The following is a 19,816-nucleotide window of genomic DNA, read 5'->3' as shown; positions in this document are numbered from 1 at the left end:
GGAAGGAGAAGCAGCCGTCGGCTGTTTCTCCTTCCCCCACCTCACAATGATTATCATTCTTATATTTGGTGATTTTTTTGCTTGGAAGTCCCTTATCCATCGTAGCTTCAGGCGGTTTCTGCTTTGAATTAGCTAAACAAGTTCAGAATTATTAATGACTAATTAAGGTAATTACAGTCACTTCTGGCGGACAAAATAAACGTCCTGGTTTATAAGTTCCTAAACCACGATTGACATATAGTTGATTTTCTTGCACCTTGTGAAACCCTTGCGCCCACTCCCAATATCGCACTACTTTAGAACAGTCTCCCAAGAAAAATATTACCCAACGCCGTAATTTTTTGGGAATTTTTTTGAGTAGCTTTTTATAATAGAATACTACAGGCCCGATGCCCGGAATAACGATGTGACCGCCGTGGGTATGACCAGATAGTTGCAAATCTACGCGCCATTGTTGCAATATCTTGGCTGTATCTGGGTTATGGGATAAAACGATCCGGGGTGTAACGGAGTCTAGTTGATTCATGACTGGTGCAGGGTGGAATTCCCGTGACCAATAATCAGCTAGTCCTACCAATGGTAATTCTTTTCCTAATGGATAGGCGATTTCATTCCAAAGCACATGTACCCCAATGCTAGTTAACGCCTGTGTAACTTCTGCTTTGGAGTGGCTGTAATAGATATCGTGATTACCAAGTACGGCGTAGATACCACAGCGACTTTGCAAATGTTTGAGTCGAAGCACCAGTTGGTGAATCGGTGTCGGATCGTCAGTTACGTAGTCACCAGTTAATAGAATTAAATCTGGTTCAGCTTCGTTAGTAAATGCGATCGCTTTTTCTAACATATCTTCCGACAGCCGTAAACCATCGTAGTGAAAATCTGACAACTGCACTAACGTTGTCCCTTGTAAAGATGCAGGAAGTTCCGCAATCTTAACCGTGATTTTATCTACTCTTAAATGTCCTGTAAACAACCAATGCATAAGACAACCGATACCCCTCATACCAGCGCTTACAGCTTACCAAAAATCAAAATGTACTTGAGAAACTGCAATAATTTATGTCTTATACTCCAGATACAATTAACTAATTGATTTATTTGAAATCACTGAATTTAGTTCTGGGTTTTTCCTCCTGAACTTCTCTACGAAACGCTGGGCGTAGCTTACTTCCCCGTAAGGGTACGGCAAAGCTACTTCGACTACTTCGGCTCCTTTACCTCGGCTTCGCTCGGTACAAGTCGGCTTCGGTTCCATCGAGCGGAGCCGAGATGCTCATGGCAAAACTTCGGCTGCGCTCAGTACAAGTGCGCTCAGTACAAGTGCGCTCAGTACAAGTCAGTGACCATCTCCTGCCTTCTTATTCACCTTGTAAGGTGATTATAGTAACTTCTGGGCGGCAAAATAAGCGTCCTGGGAGGTAAGTTCCCAAACCACGATTGACATATAGCTGATTTTTTCCTAGCCGATGGAAACCCTGTGCCCATTCCCAATGGCTGACTACAGAAACATTTACTTCTAAAAATGGGACTAGACGCCGCACTTTTCTGGGTATTTTTTTTACAAGCTTTTCGTAAAACAAGGTCGCAGGGCCAATTCCGGGAATCACGATTTGACCACCGTGAGTATGACCAGATAATTGTAAATCGACTCGCCATGCTTGCAGTATCTCCGCAGTATCAGGGTTGTGGGATAAAACGATGCAGGGTGTGTCGGGGTTTAGTTGATTCATGACTAGTGCAGGGTGGAATTCCCCTGACCAACTATCCGCCAGTCCCACAAGTGGCAATTCTTTTCCTAATGGATAGGCAATTTCGTTCCAAAGGACGTGAATTCCAATGCTAGTCAGGGCATCTGTAACTACTGCTTTTGCGTGTCTGTAATATATATCGTGATTGCCAAGAATAGCATAGATACCACTGCGACTTTGCAGATGTTTGAGTCGAAGTACCAGTTGCTGAATCGGCGTCGGATCGTCAGTTACGTAGTCACCAGTTAATAGAATTAAATCTGGTTTAGCTTCGTTAGTAGCTGCGATCGCTTTTTCTAACATGTCTTCCGACAGCCGCAAACCATCGTAGTGAAAATCTGACAACTGCACCAGCTTCTTACCTTGTAACGATGCAGGCAACCCTGCAATCTTAACCGTCAATTTCTCTGTACTCAACGGCCCAGATAATAACCAATGCATAAGACGTTCAATAAAGCTCAATCATAGCGCTTACAGCTTAACTAAAAATTATCTGATTGTGAGTAGTAATCAATGAAACTTCTTGAAAATTTCATGAAAGCTGTAGATTTTAGCGTATTTATGCTTATTTAAATGAACTATCACTTTGCTGTTAATTTATGTCAGAGTATAGTGTCTTTCTCTTAAGACGTCAGATATAGATTCAACCCTGTGATTATGAACAGGAGTGATTGATATTACGTATCTAAATAAACTCCACGATCAGAATTTGTTCGCGGAGTTTTTTCACATTTTGCAGGTGCTTTTTTTGAGTTATAAGAGGGAAAATTTTACAGATACTCATCAGATGTAGACTTGACAAAAAGCCAACTGATGTAGCAATATTCATTTAAGTCCCTTTCGTCCCACATCTCGAAGTGGGTAGGAGGCAATGCATGATTGGCAGTATTTCTTTAACTACGATCGCAGCAATCTAAATCAAGGCACTTACCGCATCTTTGAGCCGGAGTGGAAAGCAGAGATTCTCCACTGGTTCAGCCAAAAAGATGTGGATAAGGAGCAGAAAGAAGATTTTATCCAAGCTTTAATAGATTTTGATGACGGCTGCGGCGATTTTTATCGGTATCGCGCCTATTTTTTGGCGGCTGAGGCTTTATCCCAGTTCCCAGAATGTAGTTTTGGGGATGTGATCGCTTCCCAAGTACTGAAATGGAGTTATGCTTATTTTCGGCAAGATAAAAGCGATTGGCAGATACTACCAAAACCATTGGTGAAGACAGCCAGAAAAACCCTGGAATTAACCGATAGAAAACGGGTTATCGCCGCTTTTGTCCATTTGGTTCATACTACTGAAAGTCGCACAGTTCTTAGACTTGCAGCCGAGAAGTTAGGAAAACTTGATCCGGATAATAAAAGTGCGATCGCAGCCTTGATACTACTAACGCCAGTTGTTGAAAATAAACAAACATTCTGCCAGATAAGTCAAAATCCTGGGGAAATATCATTTGGTGATGAAACTGTGATCGCCGCGTTAGTCCAAACCATAGAGACAACATTGAGCGAAGAAATAAATTTTTTCGCAATCATGGATTTGGGAAAAATTGCTGTGGGCGATCAAACTGCGATCGCTGCATTAGTTAATCTTATGGAGACGACACTGAATAAGGACAATTGTTGCAATGCAATCATGGATTTGGGAAAAATTGCTGTGGGCGATCAAACTGCGATCGCCTCCCTGATGAAATTCTTGCAGATAAACCAGGGTGATAGAATCTGCTTTGATGCAAGTCAGGCTTTATGGCAAATTGATCCAGGTAATGCAGTCGCACTCAAGACTCTAGTTTATATCCTCGAAACTTCTGCAAGTGCATCTCTTATAAATAGCGCTGCAACTTATTTACTGAAAATTGATCCAGAAAATAAAGCTGTGATCGCTACAGGTAATAAGGTGGCTATTACAACGTTATCCCAAATCCTTGCAACTCCTCAGCATCAACCCTCTGAGGATGAATGGGAACGTTTATATGCAGCCGAAGCTTTAGTAAAAATTGATCCTGGTAATCCAAAGGCAATCGCTACTTTATGCCAAATACGGGAAAGTAATCAAAATAAATTGATGCGTTTGCAAGCATCTGAAAGTCTAGTAAATGCTGTTCAAAATCTAGAACAACTTGATTTAAGCAACAAACTAGTTAAAGAGAAGCTAAAACAAGCTGTCCTTATTCTTGTTCAAGACATTCAGATTTTTCACGAATATGATGACTACAAAAACGAATTCAGCATTATACCAACACATCAACTATCTTATGAATCCTGTCTTTTGGATATAGCTGATAGTTTGACAAAAATACTCCAAAGAGAACATTTACCAAAAGTAGTCATAACTCTAAAAGACTATCTAAGTAAACAGTTCTACAAAAACAGTTCATATCGCTACGAAGCCGTATTTAACATTATCTGGCATTGTGCCGAAAATCTAACTTACCCAGACTTCTACAAAGCAATCAACTAAACTAATAAGCGCAGAGTTATTTCTCTTCCTCCGCGTTCCTCTGCGCTTCCCTCAGCGTCCCTCTGCGTTAAAAAACAATCTCCTCCTTCATCCTTTCTTCCAGCACATCCAATAACCCATCCACATCCTTCCCAGCTTGCTCAAAACAAATCGGTGGTGCTGGTTCCGGTACAAACTGAATTAATTTAATTTCACCCTTACCAATCCCAATCATCACAACTTCCATTTCCGGCTGGTGATTCTCGACAATTCCCAAAATTTCCTGAAGTCGATTATCAACTTTAATATTTAAATTCTCTATCTGCTCTTTCGGACAATAAACAAAATGCGGCGCTGGTTGCAAATCAATACCAACAGTACCCTGACTGTCACCATTTGCTAACCACAATCCCCAAAACAGCGCCGCCAATTCCTGCTGATTTGCTTTCACAAACTTATCTAACTGGCGACGCCACTTATTATCACCTGATTCTGGTTGACTATTACCAAAAAACATAAATAATTCGTAATGAAGACACAAACAATGCGCGAAAGTTATTTCAAACCTGACTGTACACGCCAGAGACTAGTATAAATCCCATCTTTCTCCAACAATTCCTCATGGGTTCCCGACTCTACTAATTTCCCATGTTCCATGACATAAATGCAATCGGCATTGCGGATGGTGGAAAGACGATGAGCGATCGCAATTGTAGTTCTATCGACTGTAATCCGTTCGAGCGATCGCTGGATTGCCGCTTCTGTCTCATTATCCACTGCTGAGGTGGCTTCATCTAAAATCAGAATGGGGGGATTCTTTAAGACTGCACGGGCGATCGCAATCCGTTGTCTTTGTCCACCAGATAACTTTTGTCCTCTTTCCCCCACAATTGTCTCATAATCTTGGGGCAGGTTAATAATAAATTCGTGTGCCTCGGCTACCTTCGCCGCCGTGATAATTTCTTGCTCTGTAGTCTCAAAACTACCATAAGCAATATTCTCCGCTATAGTGCCATGAAATAGAAAGACATCTTGACTCACTAAACCAATGCAGCGGCGTAAATCTTGTAAATTTAAACTTTCCAAGTCAATACCATCGAGAGTAATGCTTCCAGTTTGCACTTCGTATAACCGCAACAAAAGTTTGACTAAAGTGCTTTTACCAGAACCCGTTGAACCTACAATTGCAATGGTTTTTCCCGCCGGAATATCCAAAGACAGATTTTTAATAACTGGAAATCTATCTTTATAGGCAAAATTAACATTTTTAAATTGTACTTCACCGCGCACTTTCTCCACATGTAAAGATACATCACCTGTATGAATAGCGATGGGAGTATCTAACAAACTCATGACTCGATTAGTAGAAGCCATTGCCCTTTGATATTGGTCAAAAGTTTCGCCTAATCTTGTTAAAGGCCACAGCAAGCGCTGGATTAAAAATACCAATACGCTGTAAGTACCTACAGACATTCTTCCAGAAACCGCTGCCATCCCACCATATAAAAGTAATGCCGTGTAACCCACTAAAATCAGCATCCGAATTAACGGTACAAAAGCAGCAGAAAGAGTAATTGCCTTGCGATTACTGCGGCGATAAGCATCACTATCTAATTCCAAACGAGAGGCTTCATAAGTTTCGGCAGTGAAACTTTTAATAGTAGTAATTCCGCTGATATTGTTTGACAAACGCGAATTTAGGAAACCTACTTTTTCCCGGACATCAGCGTAGCGAGGTGCAAGTAGTCGTTGGTAGGCAAAGGAACCCCAGAGGATAAATGGCATTGGTGACAAAGCTATCCACGCTACACTAGGAGCCAAAATAAAGAAAGCAGCGCCAATAATTAGAACAGTTGCGGAAACTTGGATAATATCATTCGCTCCCCCATCCAAAAACCGCTCTAATTGGTTAATATCATCACTGAGGATAGACATTAAACCGCCAGTGCTGCGTTCTTCAAAATAAGCCAATTCCAACTCTTGCAAATGTTTGTATGTATCCAAACGCAAGTCATGCTGAATATTCTGAGCCAAATTCCGCCAAAGTCGAGCGTAGGCGTACTCAAAAACAGATTCTAGTATCCAAATGATCACAGTCAGGAAGGAAATAATCAAAAATTGTCCAAAGACATCACGTACTCCTAACTGGGCAATTATGGAATCCTGCTTCTTGACTACCACATCCACTGCGACGCCAATTAAGCCGGGTGGTGCCAAGTCGAAAAATTTATTGAGGATGGAATAAGTAGTCGCCAGCCAAATTTGTTTACGATACTGGTGTCCATACTCAAGCAAACGCTGGAGAGGATACGTTGAATGTTTACGCCTTCTTGATACCCGATGAGATTTTAATACTGTAGTCACGGCTTTTTGCGGTTTCGTGCAGTTGATACTAACACAGAACAAAGTCCTGAGGAGCCAGTGCGTTGGAGAGCCTAATATTTGTGCTAAGTAGCTTAAGCTTATTAAGAAATGAAAATGAAAAATCCAGGTTTTCAAGCATATTTTACGAAAATAAGTAGGGATTTTTAGAATAGTGGGATAGGTTCTATCCAATCTCAAAATCCCCCAATTTCTTGGGGGATTTTGACTGCCTACTCCCAATCTCTTAAAATGTAAAAGTAGTCCGAAGTACACCTACAGTCGTAGTATCATTGTTGCTGTTACCTTCTGGGTTAAAGAGAACAAACGCACCAGGGGTAATGCTGATATTATCGCTAACTTGAAGGCGGTAATAGGCTTCTAAATGGTAAGGAGTCGCCCGATTGTCGCCTGTGGGCGTAAGTTGAGCAGAACCACCAGTATCACTACGGAAAAGTGGCTGACCAAAAAGAATCCCGGCAGTGTTCCCTGACTTGAATAAATCTCTAAAGTGAATTCCCGCCATCCAACTTGTAAAGGTGGTGGAAGCATCCACGGTATTGGAAGCAGCATCAACAAATATTGCTGCACCGTAGCCAGATAATGCTATTTTGGGAGACAATCGCCATGTTACCGTAGCGCCAACAGAGTTGAGTGTGAGCGGTGTTCCAACTGCAACCCCTGCTAAAGCACCGATATCACTACTAACTAATCCTGTAGCCAAAATATTGATTTCGTGATAACTGTGGGCATAGTTTAAACCAATATCCAGAGCAGGACTTGGCTTGAAGGTTAACTGTGTGGCAATAATACTACTACCACTAAATAAACCTGCTCCCAAAGGTGTAGTAGAAACTCCTGGTACTGCTTCAGCCGCAGATTTTTCGGGTAAATTGGCATTTACACTGCCGTATAAAGCTCTTAAATCAAAATTTGGTGAAATGTTAAAAATAAATCCCGCTGCCGATGCTAAACCAGTACCCGAAGTACCACCAGAAACCCGTAGCACAGGATTTAAGTTGCCAAAACGAGAAATTGACTCTTGTCCTTCACCATAAAAAGGCGTAATTGCTGGGAAAGCATCTGATGTCTCTGCCGCAGTTCCCGCAAACAAGGTTAATTTATTAGCGACAGGAAAGACATACAGCAATTTGTAAAGCTGAACACTGTTTGCGCCAACACTCGATAAAGTATTGACATTTAACCCCGGAAATTGCGGCTCAAAACTGGTCCGAGCGCTACTTGCACTTAAAAGTGGCGAAGCTAATCCTAAACTTTGTTGCAGGCTACCCTGTCCATCGGCTCCACCCAAAAAGTTATAGGCTTGCAATCCAGTAATTAATGAATCTTTACCAGTAAAGCTAGTGGTGAGATTTAACCGCACTCTATTGACTAAGATGATGTTCGGGTCACTCTGATTAGGAGCGCCACCGCTAGCAGCAACACCAGCAATAATTGCCTCACCACTGAGTTTGGTCGTAGTAGAAAACTGATTTGCTTTTAGTTCTGCTGTGCGAGCTTCTACAGCATCTACTCGACCCCGCAATGCTGCCAATTCCGCCGCAAATTGTTCTTGTAGTTTCTGCAACGTGGCTAAATCTTCTTTCTTGACCAAATCACCAGTTGCAGTCGCAATCAGTTCGTTGATTCGGTCTAAACAAGCATTTAAGCCAGCAGCAAATTCATAGCGAGTCATCGCCCGATTACCGCGATAGGTTTGATTGGGATAACCTGCGATACAACCATAGCGCTCGACTAAAGATTGGAGTGCCTGAAAAGCCCAATCAGTCGGCTGTACATCAGACAATTGCGATACGGATGTTATTTGTGCAAGTTTGTATGAGGTTGGAGATGAACTTGCAGGTTGTGGTATGATTATCTGCCACAAGTTAACAGCAGAATCTACTCCTATATCTTGAATTTTTTGCTTTTGATTGACTGAGGGTAAGTTTTTTTGAGTTTCATTAGCTATCAGCAATTTACTGGAGATATTATTTGTTAAATCGCTTTGATGAGAATCATTTTTTTGATAGCTGCCATCATCTTGATTAACAGCTACATTTTTATCTGCAATTTCTAAACCGGGAAGGGCTTGCACAGGTGATAACCCAGCAATTAAACATAAAAATCCCATCCCACTAGCAGAAGCTAGTAGATATTTTGCCATGAGGACTCCCAACACCTGTAAAATAGTGGAAAAATTAATTGCGATTTTAAAATGGATTGATAAGTAAATTTAAAGTAGATTTAGCAAGAGAGTCTTGTTAACTTTAAATTTTGGATATCAGGATTTTTTCTGAATTAACTTACCAAAACATCAGCTTATATCGCAAGCATTAAATTATAGTAAATACTATTTTGGGAAAGAATTAACAATACATCGTATTGATAGTTTCTATAATTACGATAGCAATCCTAAATGGTTTTTGAACAATGCATTACGTAAAATGCTTGATTCATAAGCCTTCCAAATTTTCTCTGTTCAAATATAAAATAGGATTGCTATATTGACAAAATAGTAATTTACATAAGTCTAATTTTGTGATAAGGAATATAGGTATTGAGCCGACATCCGCGACTCAATATCTACCAAAGAATAATTTACTCAAAAAAAATCAAGAGGCTGCGATCGCTTCTCAATTTGGGTGCAGGCTAAGATCGGGAAGAAAATAGCATATTGTAGTCCACGATTTCTCTGATTGAGATATTTGAAGTATTCAATCCCACCAATAACAAACAATGACCGCATCAGAATATCGGTGAACATCTTCACCTGATCGATATTCAGATAGAGTTTTAAGCTTTTTGTCTGTATCAATAACTATAAAATTAGATGAGCTTACCCTGTATCTTCTGGCTCTGTTAAAAAATTAATAAAAAATAGTGGAATTTTTTGGGGAAAACGCGCTGGATGAGAGATGAGATGGAATATCAACTGCTTTGCAGAGTTTAATATATCGAGAATTACTTTTACTATTAGGAATTTGCAACAAATTAGAAGGAATTGCTCCACCATTATCAGTGGATCTACTGTAATCGGTTCGAGCGATCGCCAGATTGCCGCTTCTGTTTAATTATTCACCGCCAAGGTGGCTTCATCTAAAACCAAAACGGGCAGATTCTTCAAGACTGCGATCGCCCGCTACAAGTTAATAACAATATAATTTTATAATTTTGACTTTTTTCACAGATGTCTATAATAAAGGAGCTTTTCCCTCCAGGCTCTTTGAGGTTCCGGGTATGATGCTTAATTGCCCGGATATCATATGACATCTATCTGTCTATCAACAAATTGTCTATAAGAGTTGAAATGGAATATGGCAATATCTGATATCCTTCAAAAACCACAGCGTCTGGGTAGCTTATTTAGTGGACTGCGTGGGGATTTGACAGGAGGACTGACAGCAGCAGTGGTAGCCTTACCTTTAGCTTTAGCCTTTGCAGTGGCAAGTGGAGTAGAACCAAAAGCTGGACTTTATACAGCTATCGTGGCAGGAATTGTAGCGGCAATTTTTGGTGGTTCCTCAGTCCAGATTACAGGTCCAACAGGTGCAATGGCTGTAATTTTGGTGGCAATTGTCGGCAAGTACGGCATTGAGAAAGTTTGGATTGCCGGGGTGATGGCTGGGATTATCCAGATTGCCTTGGGGGTTGCCAAACTGGGACAGCTAGTGAAGTTTATTCCCTATCCAGTGACAGCAGGCTTTACCAATGGTACTGCCGTGATTATATTTTGTGGTCAATTAAATAATTTTTTTGGTTTACAACTACCGCGTAGTGAACATTTTCTACCAGGAGTTTGGCAAAGTCTAAGTCATGTAGAAGCTTTAAACTGGGCTGCTGTTGGGTTGGCAATGGTAGTGATTGCAACCACGGTTTTGTGGCCCAAGATTAATTCTACAATCCCAGGTTCTTTAATGGCGTTGGTGTTGGCAACAGCGATCGCTGCTTATTTCCATCTGGCTGTACCCACAATTGGCAGCATTCCGCAATCTTTACCGATGCCCCACGGTATTCCCCACTGGAATAATTTTAGGTTGATTCGGGAACTGATTAATCCCGCTTTGGCTTTAGCAGCACTGGGAAGTATTGAATCGTTGCTATCGGCGGTGGTGGCTGATGGGATGACGGTGAGCGAAAAACACAATAGCGATCGCGAATTAATTGGTCAAGGATTGGCAAATATTATTGTCCCATTTTTTGGTGGCATCCCCGCAACAGGTGCGATCGCTCGGACTGTTATCAATGTCCGTTCTGGCGCTAAAACCCGACTATCTGGGGTAATTCACGGCGTTGCCTTAGCCATTTTTATTTTAACTTTAGCACCCCTAGCAGCACAGATTCCTTTAGCAGCACTTGCTGGCATTCTGATGGTGGTTAGTGTGCGGATGATTGAATGGAAAGCCATTGGTTTATTAATACATGCTACCTACTCCGACTTTGCTGTGATGATTCTCACCTGGCTAGTGACAATCTTGTTTGACTTAGTTCTGGCTGTAGAAGTGGGATTGATTGCAGCTGGAGCCTTGTTCATCAAACAGATGAGTGATTTAAGCCTAGTCAAAATACCTGAAACCGAAGTATTTCCCCCTGGTACTCCTCTAGAATTAGGTAGGGAAATTGCCGTTTATCGGGTAGATGGCCCCGTATTTTTTGGTGCTGCTGAACGGTTTGTTACCTTCGTCCGCCATCAACCGGAAGTGAAGTATTTAATTCTAAGGTTGCGGTTTGTGCCAAATATGGACACAACTGGGTTAGTAGCTTTAGAGGATATTTACCACGACTTGGAACGGCACAATTGCCGCTTAATTCTCACAGGTTTACAATCCGAAGTCAAACAATTACTAGAACGTTCAGGATTGTTAAAAACAATTGGGTTATCAAATTGCTTTGAAACAACGACAGATGCAATTTGCTCTATCTCTCCTCAGATTGAAGGATGTTCTCTACCAATGGCTGCTGAGTTGAAAACCAAAGAATTGATGGAATTAAATGAATGAGAATATTTTGTCATCAAAAGAGCAAAATAGATACCTGTAATCACAACTAAAACCGAATACTTATTATTGTTTTTAGATTAGGGTATGTGATTAGATTACCCAATCAGAACCGTTAGGCTCACACATTGTACTGTTGGGAGTATTGATAATAATGTACCAAGGTACTACAACATCCATACTTGCCTAAAGGTTGATGTTTATTCTATATTTTATGAGATTATGAAAAAAATATGAGAAGATTTAACGGCAAAGTAAATGACTCCCCCAGAAAACAAACCTAGCTTACCAGAGGTTCACCGCAGTATTAGAGTCCCTAACAGTAGCGGCTTTTGGCGCAAGATGTTTGCTTATGCAGGACCAGGGTATCTGGTTTCAGTCGGATACATTGACCCTGGAAATTGGGCAACCGACATCGCTGGGGGGTCAAAGTTTGGTTATACTCTGTTAACAGTGATCCTGCTGTCGAGCTTGATGGCGATATTACTGCAATCTTTGTGTGTACGTTTGGGAGTTGCTACAGGACGAGATTTGGCACAGGCTTGTCGGGACTATTTCAGTCGAAGGGTAAGCTTTTGTTTGTGGGTACTGTGTGAGATTGCGATCGCCGCTTGTGACTTAGCAGAACTATTGGGAAGTGCGATCGCCCTGCAACTTTTATTCGGTATTCCCTTGATATGGGGTGTTTGTATCACAGCGCTGGATGTCCTGGTATTGCTAGTTCTGCAACATAAAGGTTTTCGCTATACAGAAGCCCTGGTAATAATGCTGGTAGCAACAGTAGGCATCTGTTTTGCAGCAGAAATTCTGTTTTCCCGCCCTGATCTGGGGGGGATTTTGTTGGGATATCTGCCCAAGAGAGAGATTTTACAGAATCCAGAAATGCTCTACATTGCTATCGGCATTTTAGGGGCAACAGTCATGCCTCACAACTTATATTTACACTCCTCAATTGTGCAAACCCGTGATTGGCAACCTAATACTGAAAAAAGATGGGAAGCAATTAAGTTTGGCACAATTGATTCAACTTTTGCTTTATCATTAGCACTGTTTATCAACTCAGCGATTTTAATTGTGTCTGCTGCAACATTTCATTTATCTGGTAATCAGAATGTGGCAGAAATTCAAGATGCTTATAAATTACTTTCACCATTATTAGGAGTTAGTGCTGCTAGTGCTATTTTTGGTATCGCTTTACTTGCTTCTGGGCAAAGTTCAACATTGACTGCAACTCTGGCAGGACAAATTGTTATGGAAGGCTTTTTGCAATTTCGCTTTCCCTCTTGGTTACGCCGTTTAATAACCCGTTTGCTTGCTATCATTCCAGCGTTAATTACAATCGTTCTTTTTGGTGAAAAGAGTACAAGTAGGCTCATAGTTTTCAGTCAAGTTATCCTCAGCTTACAGTTACCGTTTGCAGTGATTCCATTGGTGATATTTACAAGTAATCGCCGCTTGATGGGTGAGTTTGTGAATCCCTTGTGGTTAAAATCTTTAGCCTGGTTAGTTGCTATTGTGATCGTAGGTTTAAATGTTTGGTTGCTATTACAAACTCTTTTGGGATGACTGTTCCAAGTTATAACTAACGCACTACTAACATAATTATAGCCAGTGAACTAGTACTAATAAATACCCATAGTACTACCCCTTGAAGCATTGGTTTCCAACCAACCGCTTTCAACATCCGTTGAGATAATCCGGCACCAATCAGAAACAGCGTTAGTGTCAAACCAGCTTCTGAGATGTGTGCGATTAAAGGGGCCCAATCAACAATCTGCGGGATAAAGGTTCGTGCTACCGAAGCTAGGAGAAACAAACCAATAAACCAAGGAACTTGGGGTTTATGTTGTATAGTTTCCCCTGGCTTTTTCTGTTGACGTTGGAAAATATAGCTGGCTGCTGCTGAGATAGGAACAATCCACAAAGCGCGTGAAAGTTTCACTGCTGTGGCTGTATATAGCGCACTCTGACCATAGTGCGATGCTGCACCAACCACACTGGAAATGTCATGGATTGCTACACCCGACCACGTTCCGAATTGTGTCTGGGTCAAGTGCAGTGCATGTCCTAGAGGTGGAAACACGAACAAAGCAACAGCATTAAGGATAAAAACTGTACCCATTGCTATAGAAATCTCGCTTTCGGCTGCGTTAATTACTGAGCTAACTGCCGCGATCGCACTTCCACCACAAATAGCTGTTCCGGCTGAAATTAAGGCAGAGGTAATAATTGGAATCTTCAACCACTTCCCTAGAAAGTAGCCAAGAATGAAGGTTGCCGTAATGCTGCCAACACCAAACAAAGCACCGCTTGCGCCTGCCTTTAGAACAACCGCTAAATTCATCCCGAAGCCCAGCATAATTACGGATGCTTCTAGTAAATATTTAGCGGCTGGGCGGCTAATCTGATGAAATGGGTTCTCGTGAGTCAGCGCCAAAAAAATCCCTAAGATCAATGCTATTGGTGGTGAAGCCCAAGGAGTTAGACAAAATCCAGCCGCCAAGAGAAACACGATTTTTCGATATAGGAGCTTTTGCTCTGAACTTAATTGTGGTATCTGCACTCTCTTGTTTGTCTTAATATCTTGTTTCATATCAACCTCTTATCAAGGGGGTTAGTCTAACTCTAGGCGGTTTAAATAATAGAAGCAAACGTTCTTAACTATCTAAAGCATAGGCTTAGGCTATCGATTTTTGCCTGGAAGCAATCGCACTATTGAAGGCTGATATTCCGGGAATGCCTGTGCAAATTCAGCTACAGTCAATATCAAAGTAAAAAGAGGTTCATTGACAACTACAGCTATTCCGTAGATTGAGCCGATACTAGCAATTGCTCGAACACTTGGCAGATTCGGGTTTGGAAGCGTTCTCGATGCTTTAATAAAAAGAAGGGACGTGAGAGTGGATCTATACCAGTAGTGTCTTTTGCCAAACCTGTAACTTTAATACAACGAAGCATATCAAGACGTAGTTCTTTGGTAATAATTAGGTTAGAAATCGCCGCAGCTCCTACCCCACTCTCAACGGCTGCTTTAACCATATCACCGCTTTTCATTGACAAAATTACATTTAATTGTGTTGGTTCAATACCCCACTGTCTTAGCACTTGCTCAAACTGCTGACGGGTTCCTGAGCCTTTTTCGCGCATTACCCAGGCAGTGCTTGTTAATTCTGTTACTTCAACTGCCATTTGTTCAAACCAAGGATGAGATTGACCGACAACAATTTGTAGACAATCTCCGCCTACAATTTGTTGTTCCAGAGAAGCTAAAACCGATGGTTCAACTTCCCCTTCCACTATGCTGAGATCAAACAATCCTGTAACCGTTCCTTCGCTAATTTCAGTAGTGTTACCTAATGTACAATCCACACAGATGTTAGGATACTCTTGCTTAAACAAGCTAATGAAGTGCGGAAGCCAGTAATTACCTATGGTTTGGCTTGCACCTAACCTGAGTTCACCCCGTTTCAGGTCATTTAATTCTCGCAATCCTCGCTCAGTTAACTCCACCTGAGTCAAAATCTTTTGTGCTTCTACTTGTAGCATCTTGCCAGCGAGCGTTAGTTCAATGCGGCGACCAACCCGATTAAATAGTTTCACTCCATATTGTTCTTCAAGGCTTTGAATGGCAGCACTAACAGAAGGTTGAGTGATGTAAAGCGCCTCAGCAGCGCGAGTAAAGTGCATCTGCTGCGCCACCGCCAGAAAAATCTGTAACTGGTCAATGGTCATCCTTGCCATTTATGAAAGCGTTAAATTCTTTGAGCTATAAATGTTCTTATACTAAGACTATGTGGGTTCCTTGTCACTAATATCGGTAGCAGTGGTAAGTGGGTGGAAAAAAGTTTTGTGTGTTATCCCTGTTCTGTCACTTTCGGAAAACTTTTACCATTTCTGAATTCTAGAGCTTTTGTATGCGAAGCGATGGCTTCGCCGCGCCGTAGGCATCGCAAGATTTTTTTTTAATAACAAATACAATAACCAAGTTTTTGTAATAGGATAGCTTGTATTGCTTGACTAATAAAGCTTCTAAAGATTGCCCTCCCAAAGAGTGACAGAAGAGGGATATTGCGATCAAAATAAAGTTAAGCGAAGCAATCTCAAACCGTTGAGATTGCTTCGCTTAACTTTGCTCAATTCGCAATGACATAGTTACGTTTATTTATTTCCTACCCACTTATTAGGCTGAATAACTTTAAGAGCAGCAAAAATAAGCATTATGAGCATTATCATCTTCGGCAGCATAAATATAGACTTGGTAGCAACAACACCCCGGTTGCCAGTCGCAGGAGAAACGTTGCTAGGAGAAGACTTTTTTCAAGTTTCGGGAGGTAAAGGAGCTAATCAAGCCGTAGCATTAGCAAGATTGGGAATTCCTACCCAAATGGTGGGGCGTGTAGGTGCAGACAGTTTTGGTATGGAACTTGTCAAGAATTTGCAAGCATCTGGTGTGCAGATTGACAATATTTTTGTGGATGAGACTGTTAGTTCTGGCGTCGCCATCATCGCCGTAAATCATGCTGGTGAAAATCAAATTATTGTAATTCCTGGTGCAAATGGGTGTGTCAATCAAGAAGATGTAGAACGATTGTCCCACTTATTACCAAAAGCTACAGCACTGCTTTTACAATTAGAAATTCCGATTACTGCCGTGGTTGCTGCCGCTAAAGCCGCAAGAAAAACCAAAATAACCGTAATTCTCGACCCTGCACCCGCACAATCTGATTTCCCGGATGAACTTTACCCGTTAGTGGACATTATCACACCGAATGAAGTTGAAGCTTCGCAGTTAGTGGGTTTTCTTGTGGATGGAGAGGAACAAGCAGCCAAAGCAGCTGGAGTTTTATTACAACGGGGTGTGAAATGTGCGATCATTAAACTGGGTGCTAAAGGTGTTTTTTGTGCCACTGCTGAGGAAAAGTTTTTTGTACCGGCGTTTCCAGTTCATGCGATTGACACAGTAGCTGCTGGCGATGCTTTTAATGGCGGCTTAACGGCAGCACTTTTTGAAGGACTTTCTTTACGGCAGGCAGTTGTTTGGGGTGCCGCAGCAGGTGCTTTGGCGACAACAAAACCAGGCGCACAAACTTCGCTACCGGATAGGTTTACATTTGATGCGTTTCTTGGGGAAAGGGCCTCTGTGAGAAGTTAGAATAAATCGCCTTTTGTCAATCAATTAAAATACTCAAAATATTCTTAATAATAAGGTGTACCAATCAATGTCAATAAAAAGCCCTCAAGGCAAGATGAGGGCTTGGCACTTTTTTGCTAGATATCGGCTCAATCCCTTCTACCCACGAGCAAGCGTAATCTGAGCAGCGTCAAAGTCTTGTAGCCGAGTCATGTTTCCACTGTTCTTATCTACGCTATACACAACATTAGGTGTCTCATACCTCAGCGCTCCAAAAGCGATGAGTTGACCTGTTGCAGAGCAAACTAAGCTTTGTAAGCCATTATCCCATGCTTTACCATTAAGTTTCAATTGTGCCAGTCTGATCGGATTTTTTTGATTTGAATCTAGCTGCACCAGAGTTGTTTCACCACCTGGTCCAACTAAGGACGTATAGAGTTTTCCATCTGGGCATTCAGCTAGATTGCTGACTCGCTCATCGTTCGGGAATCTTACTTTACTAATAACACTGATTTCTCCTGTTTGAAGGTCAATATCTACCAATTTGATCGGCGGTGTACCGTTCTTCTTATTTACTAGACCGATGAGTCGCCCATCATTAGTGCCTACCAAGCTCCCAAGCTGTTGACTCTGTTTAAGTCCTGAGATTATCAAAGTTTTTACAGGTGTACTCAAAAATGTAATGCGAGTAGGTGTCCTCTCTCTCCTACTAGCGCTAACAGGAGTAACGGCTACAACAAGTGTGCCATCGCTTAAAGAAGTGAAACCACTCAATGTCTCATTAGCCTCTACTAAAGGTTTAACGCGATCGCTAAGTGTGCCATTACTTGAAGAAGTGATACCACTCAATATCCCGTTAGTCAAATCTCTAATGCGATCGCCAAGTGTGCCATCGCTTAAAGAAGTGAAGACATTCAATGCATCATTAGACTTTACTAAAGCTGTACCGTGCTGGGCAAGTATCTGAGAGATTAGTGGACTTACAAGCTGAACGTTTCCTGTATTTAAGGATTGCAAACCAAAGGATTGCAAAACTAGTCCTAGCCCTACAGGCTTAATATTTGTGACTACATTGTTTGAGGCAGTGCTGTCTAATTCAGTGGTGTTTACCTCTGGAATAGCCGTTTGGTCACTGCTAATGATAGAGCCAGAACCTATACCTATAATTTTAAAACTTGGTGTTTGCGCCAAGGCTTTGTTAGTTAGATAACTAAGTCCAGATACTATAGTTCCAGCAACTGCCAACTGACCAAACTTTCGACGTGATACCTTGTAATTCATATTTCTACTCCTAGAATTAATGACTTTTATTGAGTAAAATGCAGTGTATTGAACATCAACGTGTAAGAGGATATTTTAAAAGTCCTAAAAGCTATAATTTTGCTGTTATCACTTGGGTTAACTTCGATGATAAATCAAGGTTTTAGCCATGTACTGAGATACATTGCTGTGCTAACTAAAAGAGCAAAAGACCCTTTTAAAATATCCTCTAAGGCTAAAATAATCGCGTCCAGGTTGCTACTGATGGTGTTCCATTATTGTCACTAATAAAAAGCATGTACCAGCCTGGTGGCGCTATGTTTCGATTGTTTGTTACCGTGACCTTGAGAGAAGTAGGGTTCCGATAATTAATCGGTAGATCCACTAACCTTTGTTCTGTATCGCAGGAATGAGTGGGTGCCATTGGTCTAATCAGACTAACCCATTTAATATTCCCAGCCTGGGGTGTCTGAATCGTAAATTGCAGCCCGTAGCTCAATGTTTGAGGAGCGCTCTGAATGATTGGTCGTGATCGCGACATATACGCAGGACTGTAAATTTCTAATCGCAGTTCATTGACAGTCCGCGCGGGGTTACCCCCAGCTGTGGCTACCCTACCATCTGGCAGGAGCAAGGCCACCGAGTGATATACGCGGGGGACATTTTGTTTAGCTACTACTGTCCAGGTATTTGTGGCTGGATTGTAGATTTCTGCTGGCAGCATTGATTGTTTTGTATCTTCACTCATTTTGCTGCCATTGCAAACAAACACTGTGCGATCGGGCAACAAAACTGCACTCAGATGCATCCGAGCATAGTTTAGAGACTTTGCTGCTACGTAAGTTGGGTTAGTAGCTTTTAAATCTACAATATTTACCCTGTTTGTTGCTGTAGTATTATTACCCCCACCGATAATCATGACTTTTTGGTCTTGTGCTGGTGGTAAAAGCACACTGGTAGCTTGGTTACCGAAATCTGGGTTTTGCAGTCCTGGCACCACTTTTTCTGTCATAGTTTGCGTAAATGTTCCTGGTACGGTTAGTATCATTGGCGCTACTCCATTGTTGCCGGCCATCTGAGCACCTGAATAAAAGATGTTTCCATTACTTAGTAAAAATAAATTTGCGTATTCTGGGATAGAACTAGTTGCTGGAAAAGCGTTCCAACCATTTGGAAATGTAACAGAATAAATTTCTGGTTGTCTGTTGAGCTTGCCATCTTTATCCGGTCCAGACAGTGTAAAGATCCGACCGCTGCCTAGTGTTAACACAGTAGGATACCAGCGGCCATTATTCATTGATGGCTTCTTGACCCATTGTTCGGTAATCGGATCAAACATCAGAGCAGAGGGTGAACCACAAAATGGGTCGTAGCGCAGAGTTCCACCCGCAACCATTAACAGACCCTCAGAACGGAAGGAGTGACCAGCGCAAAAAAGGTCAATAGGTTGATTATTATCATCCAATGGAGGCGCTTGACGGGAAAAGGTTCCTTTAATCACATCCCAAACCACACTGTCATAAGGAGTATTTAACCGAGCCGGATCATTACCTGAACCGCAGAAAAAGAATATTTTACCAGTACGAAGTAGAGCGGCATGCATAGGTAGGATTGGAGAACTGTACGACAATACTTGCCATTTGTCTGTGGTAGTAGCCTGAGCGATGAAAGTCCCTACATCCGTTTTCTCTTGAAGGTCAGTCTTATTATTAGGTTGAGTCACTTTATTTACAATTATTCCTACGTAAGTTTTATGTTTTTGTTCTTTATTTCAGTAATTTCACTATTATATTTATCCTTTTTTAGGCTTATTTAATGTTAAGATGTGATGTTTTTTATAACAAGATAATGTTAAATCTGTTTAATCAATAGTAATTACACTGTC

Annotated in this window: 14 protein-coding genes; 4 read left to right on the top strand and 10 right to left on the bottom strand. The window is 41.5% G+C overall.

Annotation, left to right across the window (positions count from 1 at the left end; genetic code table 11):
- Positions 1-151 precede the first annotated feature (151 nt).
- Positions 152-985: a metallophosphoesterase gene (locus V7K49_RS33155; RefSeq protein ID WP_334975863.1), complete on the bottom strand. Its 834-nt coding sequence runs from the start codon at positions 983-985 to the stop codon at positions 152-154.
- Between the two features lie 376 nt (positions 986-1,361).
- Entirely contained in the window at positions 1,362-2,192 is an 831-nt protein-coding gene (locus tag V7K49_RS33150) for a metallophosphoesterase (protein ID WP_335209446.1), read from the bottom strand.
- 430 nt (positions 2,193-2,622) lie between these two features.
- Here V7K49_RS33150 and V7K49_RS33145 point away from each other — a divergent pair, with 430 nt between their 5' ends.
- The gene (locus tag V7K49_RS33145; protein WP_335209445.1) at positions 2,623-4,203 is read left to right on the top strand and encodes a HEAT repeat domain-containing protein; all 1,581 of its coding nucleotides are present in this window, start codon (positions 2,623-2,625) and stop codon (positions 4,201-4,203) included.
- A gap of 67 nt (positions 4,204-4,270) precedes the next feature.
- Here V7K49_RS33145 and ccmS read toward each other — a convergent pair whose 3' ends face one another.
- The 4 genes from ccmS to V7K49_RS33125 all read right to left on the bottom strand — a co-directional run bounded on the left by ccmS (position 4,271) and on the right by V7K49_RS33125 (position 9,310).
- Positions 4,271-4,699 carry a beta-carboxysome assembly chaperone CcmS gene (gene ccmS, locus V7K49_RS33140; RefSeq protein ID WP_335209444.1) on the bottom strand — a complete coding sequence of 143 codons (429 nt, stop codon included), beginning with the start codon at positions 4,697-4,699 and terminating at the stop codon, positions 4,271-4,273.
- A gap of 38 nt (positions 4,700-4,737) precedes the next feature.
- Positions 4,738-6,546, bottom strand: a complete 1,809-nt coding sequence (locus tag V7K49_RS33135) for an ABC transporter ATP-binding protein (RefSeq protein ID WP_335209442.1) — start codon at positions 6,544-6,546, stop codon at positions 4,738-4,740.
- Positions 6,547-6,790: 244 nt separating this feature from the next.
- Complete coding sequence (locus tag V7K49_RS33130; RefSeq protein WP_335209441.1) at positions 6,791-8,710, bottom strand: iron uptake porin; 1,920 nt, start codon at positions 8,708-8,710, stop codon at positions 6,791-6,793.
- A 438-nt stretch (positions 8,711-9,148) separates the two neighbouring features.
- On the bottom strand, positions 9,149-9,310 hold the full coding sequence (locus V7K49_RS33125; RefSeq protein ID WP_335209440.1) for a hypothetical protein: 162 nt from the start codon (positions 9,308-9,310) through the stop codon (positions 9,149-9,151).
- A 550-nt stretch (positions 9,311-9,860) separates the two neighbouring features.
- On the opposite strand from V7K49_RS33125, the gene V7K49_RS33120 reads away from it, so the two are divergent.
- Together V7K49_RS33120 and V7K49_RS33115 are read left to right on the top strand one after the other, a co-directional pair.
- A complete protein-coding gene (locus tag V7K49_RS33120) occupies positions 9,861-11,543 on the top strand; it encodes a SulP family inorganic anion transporter (RefSeq protein ID WP_335209439.1) in 1,683 nt (560 codons plus the stop codon).
- Between the two features lie 255 nt (positions 11,544-11,798).
- Positions 11,799-13,106 (top strand): Nramp family divalent metal transporter, encoded by a 1,308-nt coding sequence (locus tag V7K49_RS33115; RefSeq protein ID WP_335209438.1) that lies wholly within the window; start codon positions 11,799-11,801, stop codon positions 13,104-13,106.
- Positions 13,107-13,122: 16 nt separating this feature from the next.
- Here V7K49_RS33115 and V7K49_RS33110 read toward each other — a convergent pair whose 3' ends face one another.
- Together V7K49_RS33110 and V7K49_RS33105 are read right to left on the bottom strand one after the other, a co-directional pair.
- Positions 13,123-14,133 carry a YeiH family protein gene (locus V7K49_RS33110; protein WP_335209437.1) on the bottom strand — a complete coding sequence of 337 codons (1,011 nt, stop codon included), beginning with the start codon at positions 14,131-14,133 and terminating at the stop codon, positions 13,123-13,125.
- Between the two features lie 206 nt (positions 14,134-14,339).
- Entirely contained in the window at positions 14,340-15,272 is a 933-nt protein-coding gene (locus V7K49_RS33105) for a LysR substrate-binding domain-containing protein (protein ID WP_335209450.1), read from the bottom strand.
- A gap of 487 nt (positions 15,273-15,759) precedes the next feature.
- Here V7K49_RS33105 and rbsK point away from each other — a divergent pair, with 487 nt between their 5' ends.
- Positions 15,760-16,692, top strand: a complete 933-nt coding sequence (rbsK, locus tag V7K49_RS33100; protein WP_335209436.1) for a ribokinase — start codon at positions 15,760-15,762, stop codon at positions 16,690-16,692.
- Positions 16,693-16,830: 138 nt separating this feature from the next.
- Here the strand turns inward: rbsK and V7K49_RS33095 are convergent, their stop codons facing one another.
- Positions 16,831-17,952 (bottom strand): hypothetical protein, encoded by a 1,122-nt coding sequence (locus V7K49_RS33095; protein WP_335209435.1) that lies wholly within the window; start codon positions 17,950-17,952, stop codon positions 16,831-16,833.
- Positions 17,953-18,166: 214 nt separating this feature from the next.
- Positions 18,167-19,654, bottom strand: a complete 1,488-nt coding sequence (locus V7K49_RS33090) for a galactose oxidase-like domain-containing protein (protein ID WP_335209434.1) — start codon at positions 19,652-19,654, stop codon at positions 18,167-18,169.
- Positions 19,655-19,816: the final 162 nt, after the last annotated feature.

Source organism: Nostoc sp., assembly GCF_036919675.1.
Classification (GTDB): Bacteria; Cyanobacteriota; Cyanobacteriia; order Cyanobacteriales; family Nostocaceae; genus Nostoc.
Note: the sequence above shows the minus strand (reverse complement) of the source record. Positions and strands in the feature narration are given on the sequence as shown.

Bases quoted from the DNA above. Each gene is read 5' to 3' on its own strand.
- V7K49_RS33155 (WP_334975863.1), bottom strand. From the start codon at position 985: ATGCATTGGTTGTTTACAGGACATTTAAGAGTAGATAAAATCACGGTT.
- V7K49_RS33150 (WP_335209446.1), bottom strand. From the start codon at position 2,192: ATGCATTGGTTATTATCTGGGCCGTTGAGTACAGAGAAATTGACGGTT.
- V7K49_RS33145 (WP_335209445.1), top strand. From the start codon at position 2,623: ATGCATGATTGGCAGTATTTCTTTAACTACGATCGCAGCAATCTAAAT.
- ccmS (WP_335209444.1), bottom strand. From the start codon at position 4,699: ATGTTTTTTGGTAATAGTCAACCAGAATCAGGTGATAATAAGTGGCGT.
- V7K49_RS33130 (WP_335209441.1), bottom strand. From the start codon at position 8,710: ATGGCAAAATATCTACTAGCTTCTGCTAGTGGGATGGGATTTTTATGT.
- V7K49_RS33125 (WP_335209440.1), bottom strand. From the start codon at position 9,310: ATGTTCACCGATATTCTGATGCGGTCATTGTTTGTTATTGGTGGGATT.
- V7K49_RS33120 (WP_335209439.1), top strand. From the start codon at position 9,861: ATGGCAATATCTGATATCCTTCAAAAACCACAGCGTCTGGGTAGCTTA.
- V7K49_RS33115 (WP_335209438.1), top strand. From the start codon at position 11,799: ATGACTCCCCCAGAAAACAAACCTAGCTTACCAGAGGTTCACCGCAGT.
- V7K49_RS33110 (WP_335209437.1), bottom strand. From the start codon at position 14,133: ATGAAACAAGATATTAAGACAAACAAGAGAGTGCAGATACCACAATTA.
- V7K49_RS33105 (WP_335209450.1), bottom strand. From the start codon at position 15,272: ATGACCATTGACCAGTTACAGATTTTTCTGGCGGTGGCGCAGCAGATG.
- rbsK (WP_335209436.1), top strand. From the start codon at position 15,760: ATGAGCATTATCATCTTCGGCAGCATAAATATAGACTTGGTAGCAACA.
- V7K49_RS33095 (WP_335209435.1), bottom strand. From the start codon at position 17,952: ATGAATTACAAGGTATCACGTCGAAAGTTTGGTCAGTTGGCAGTTGCT.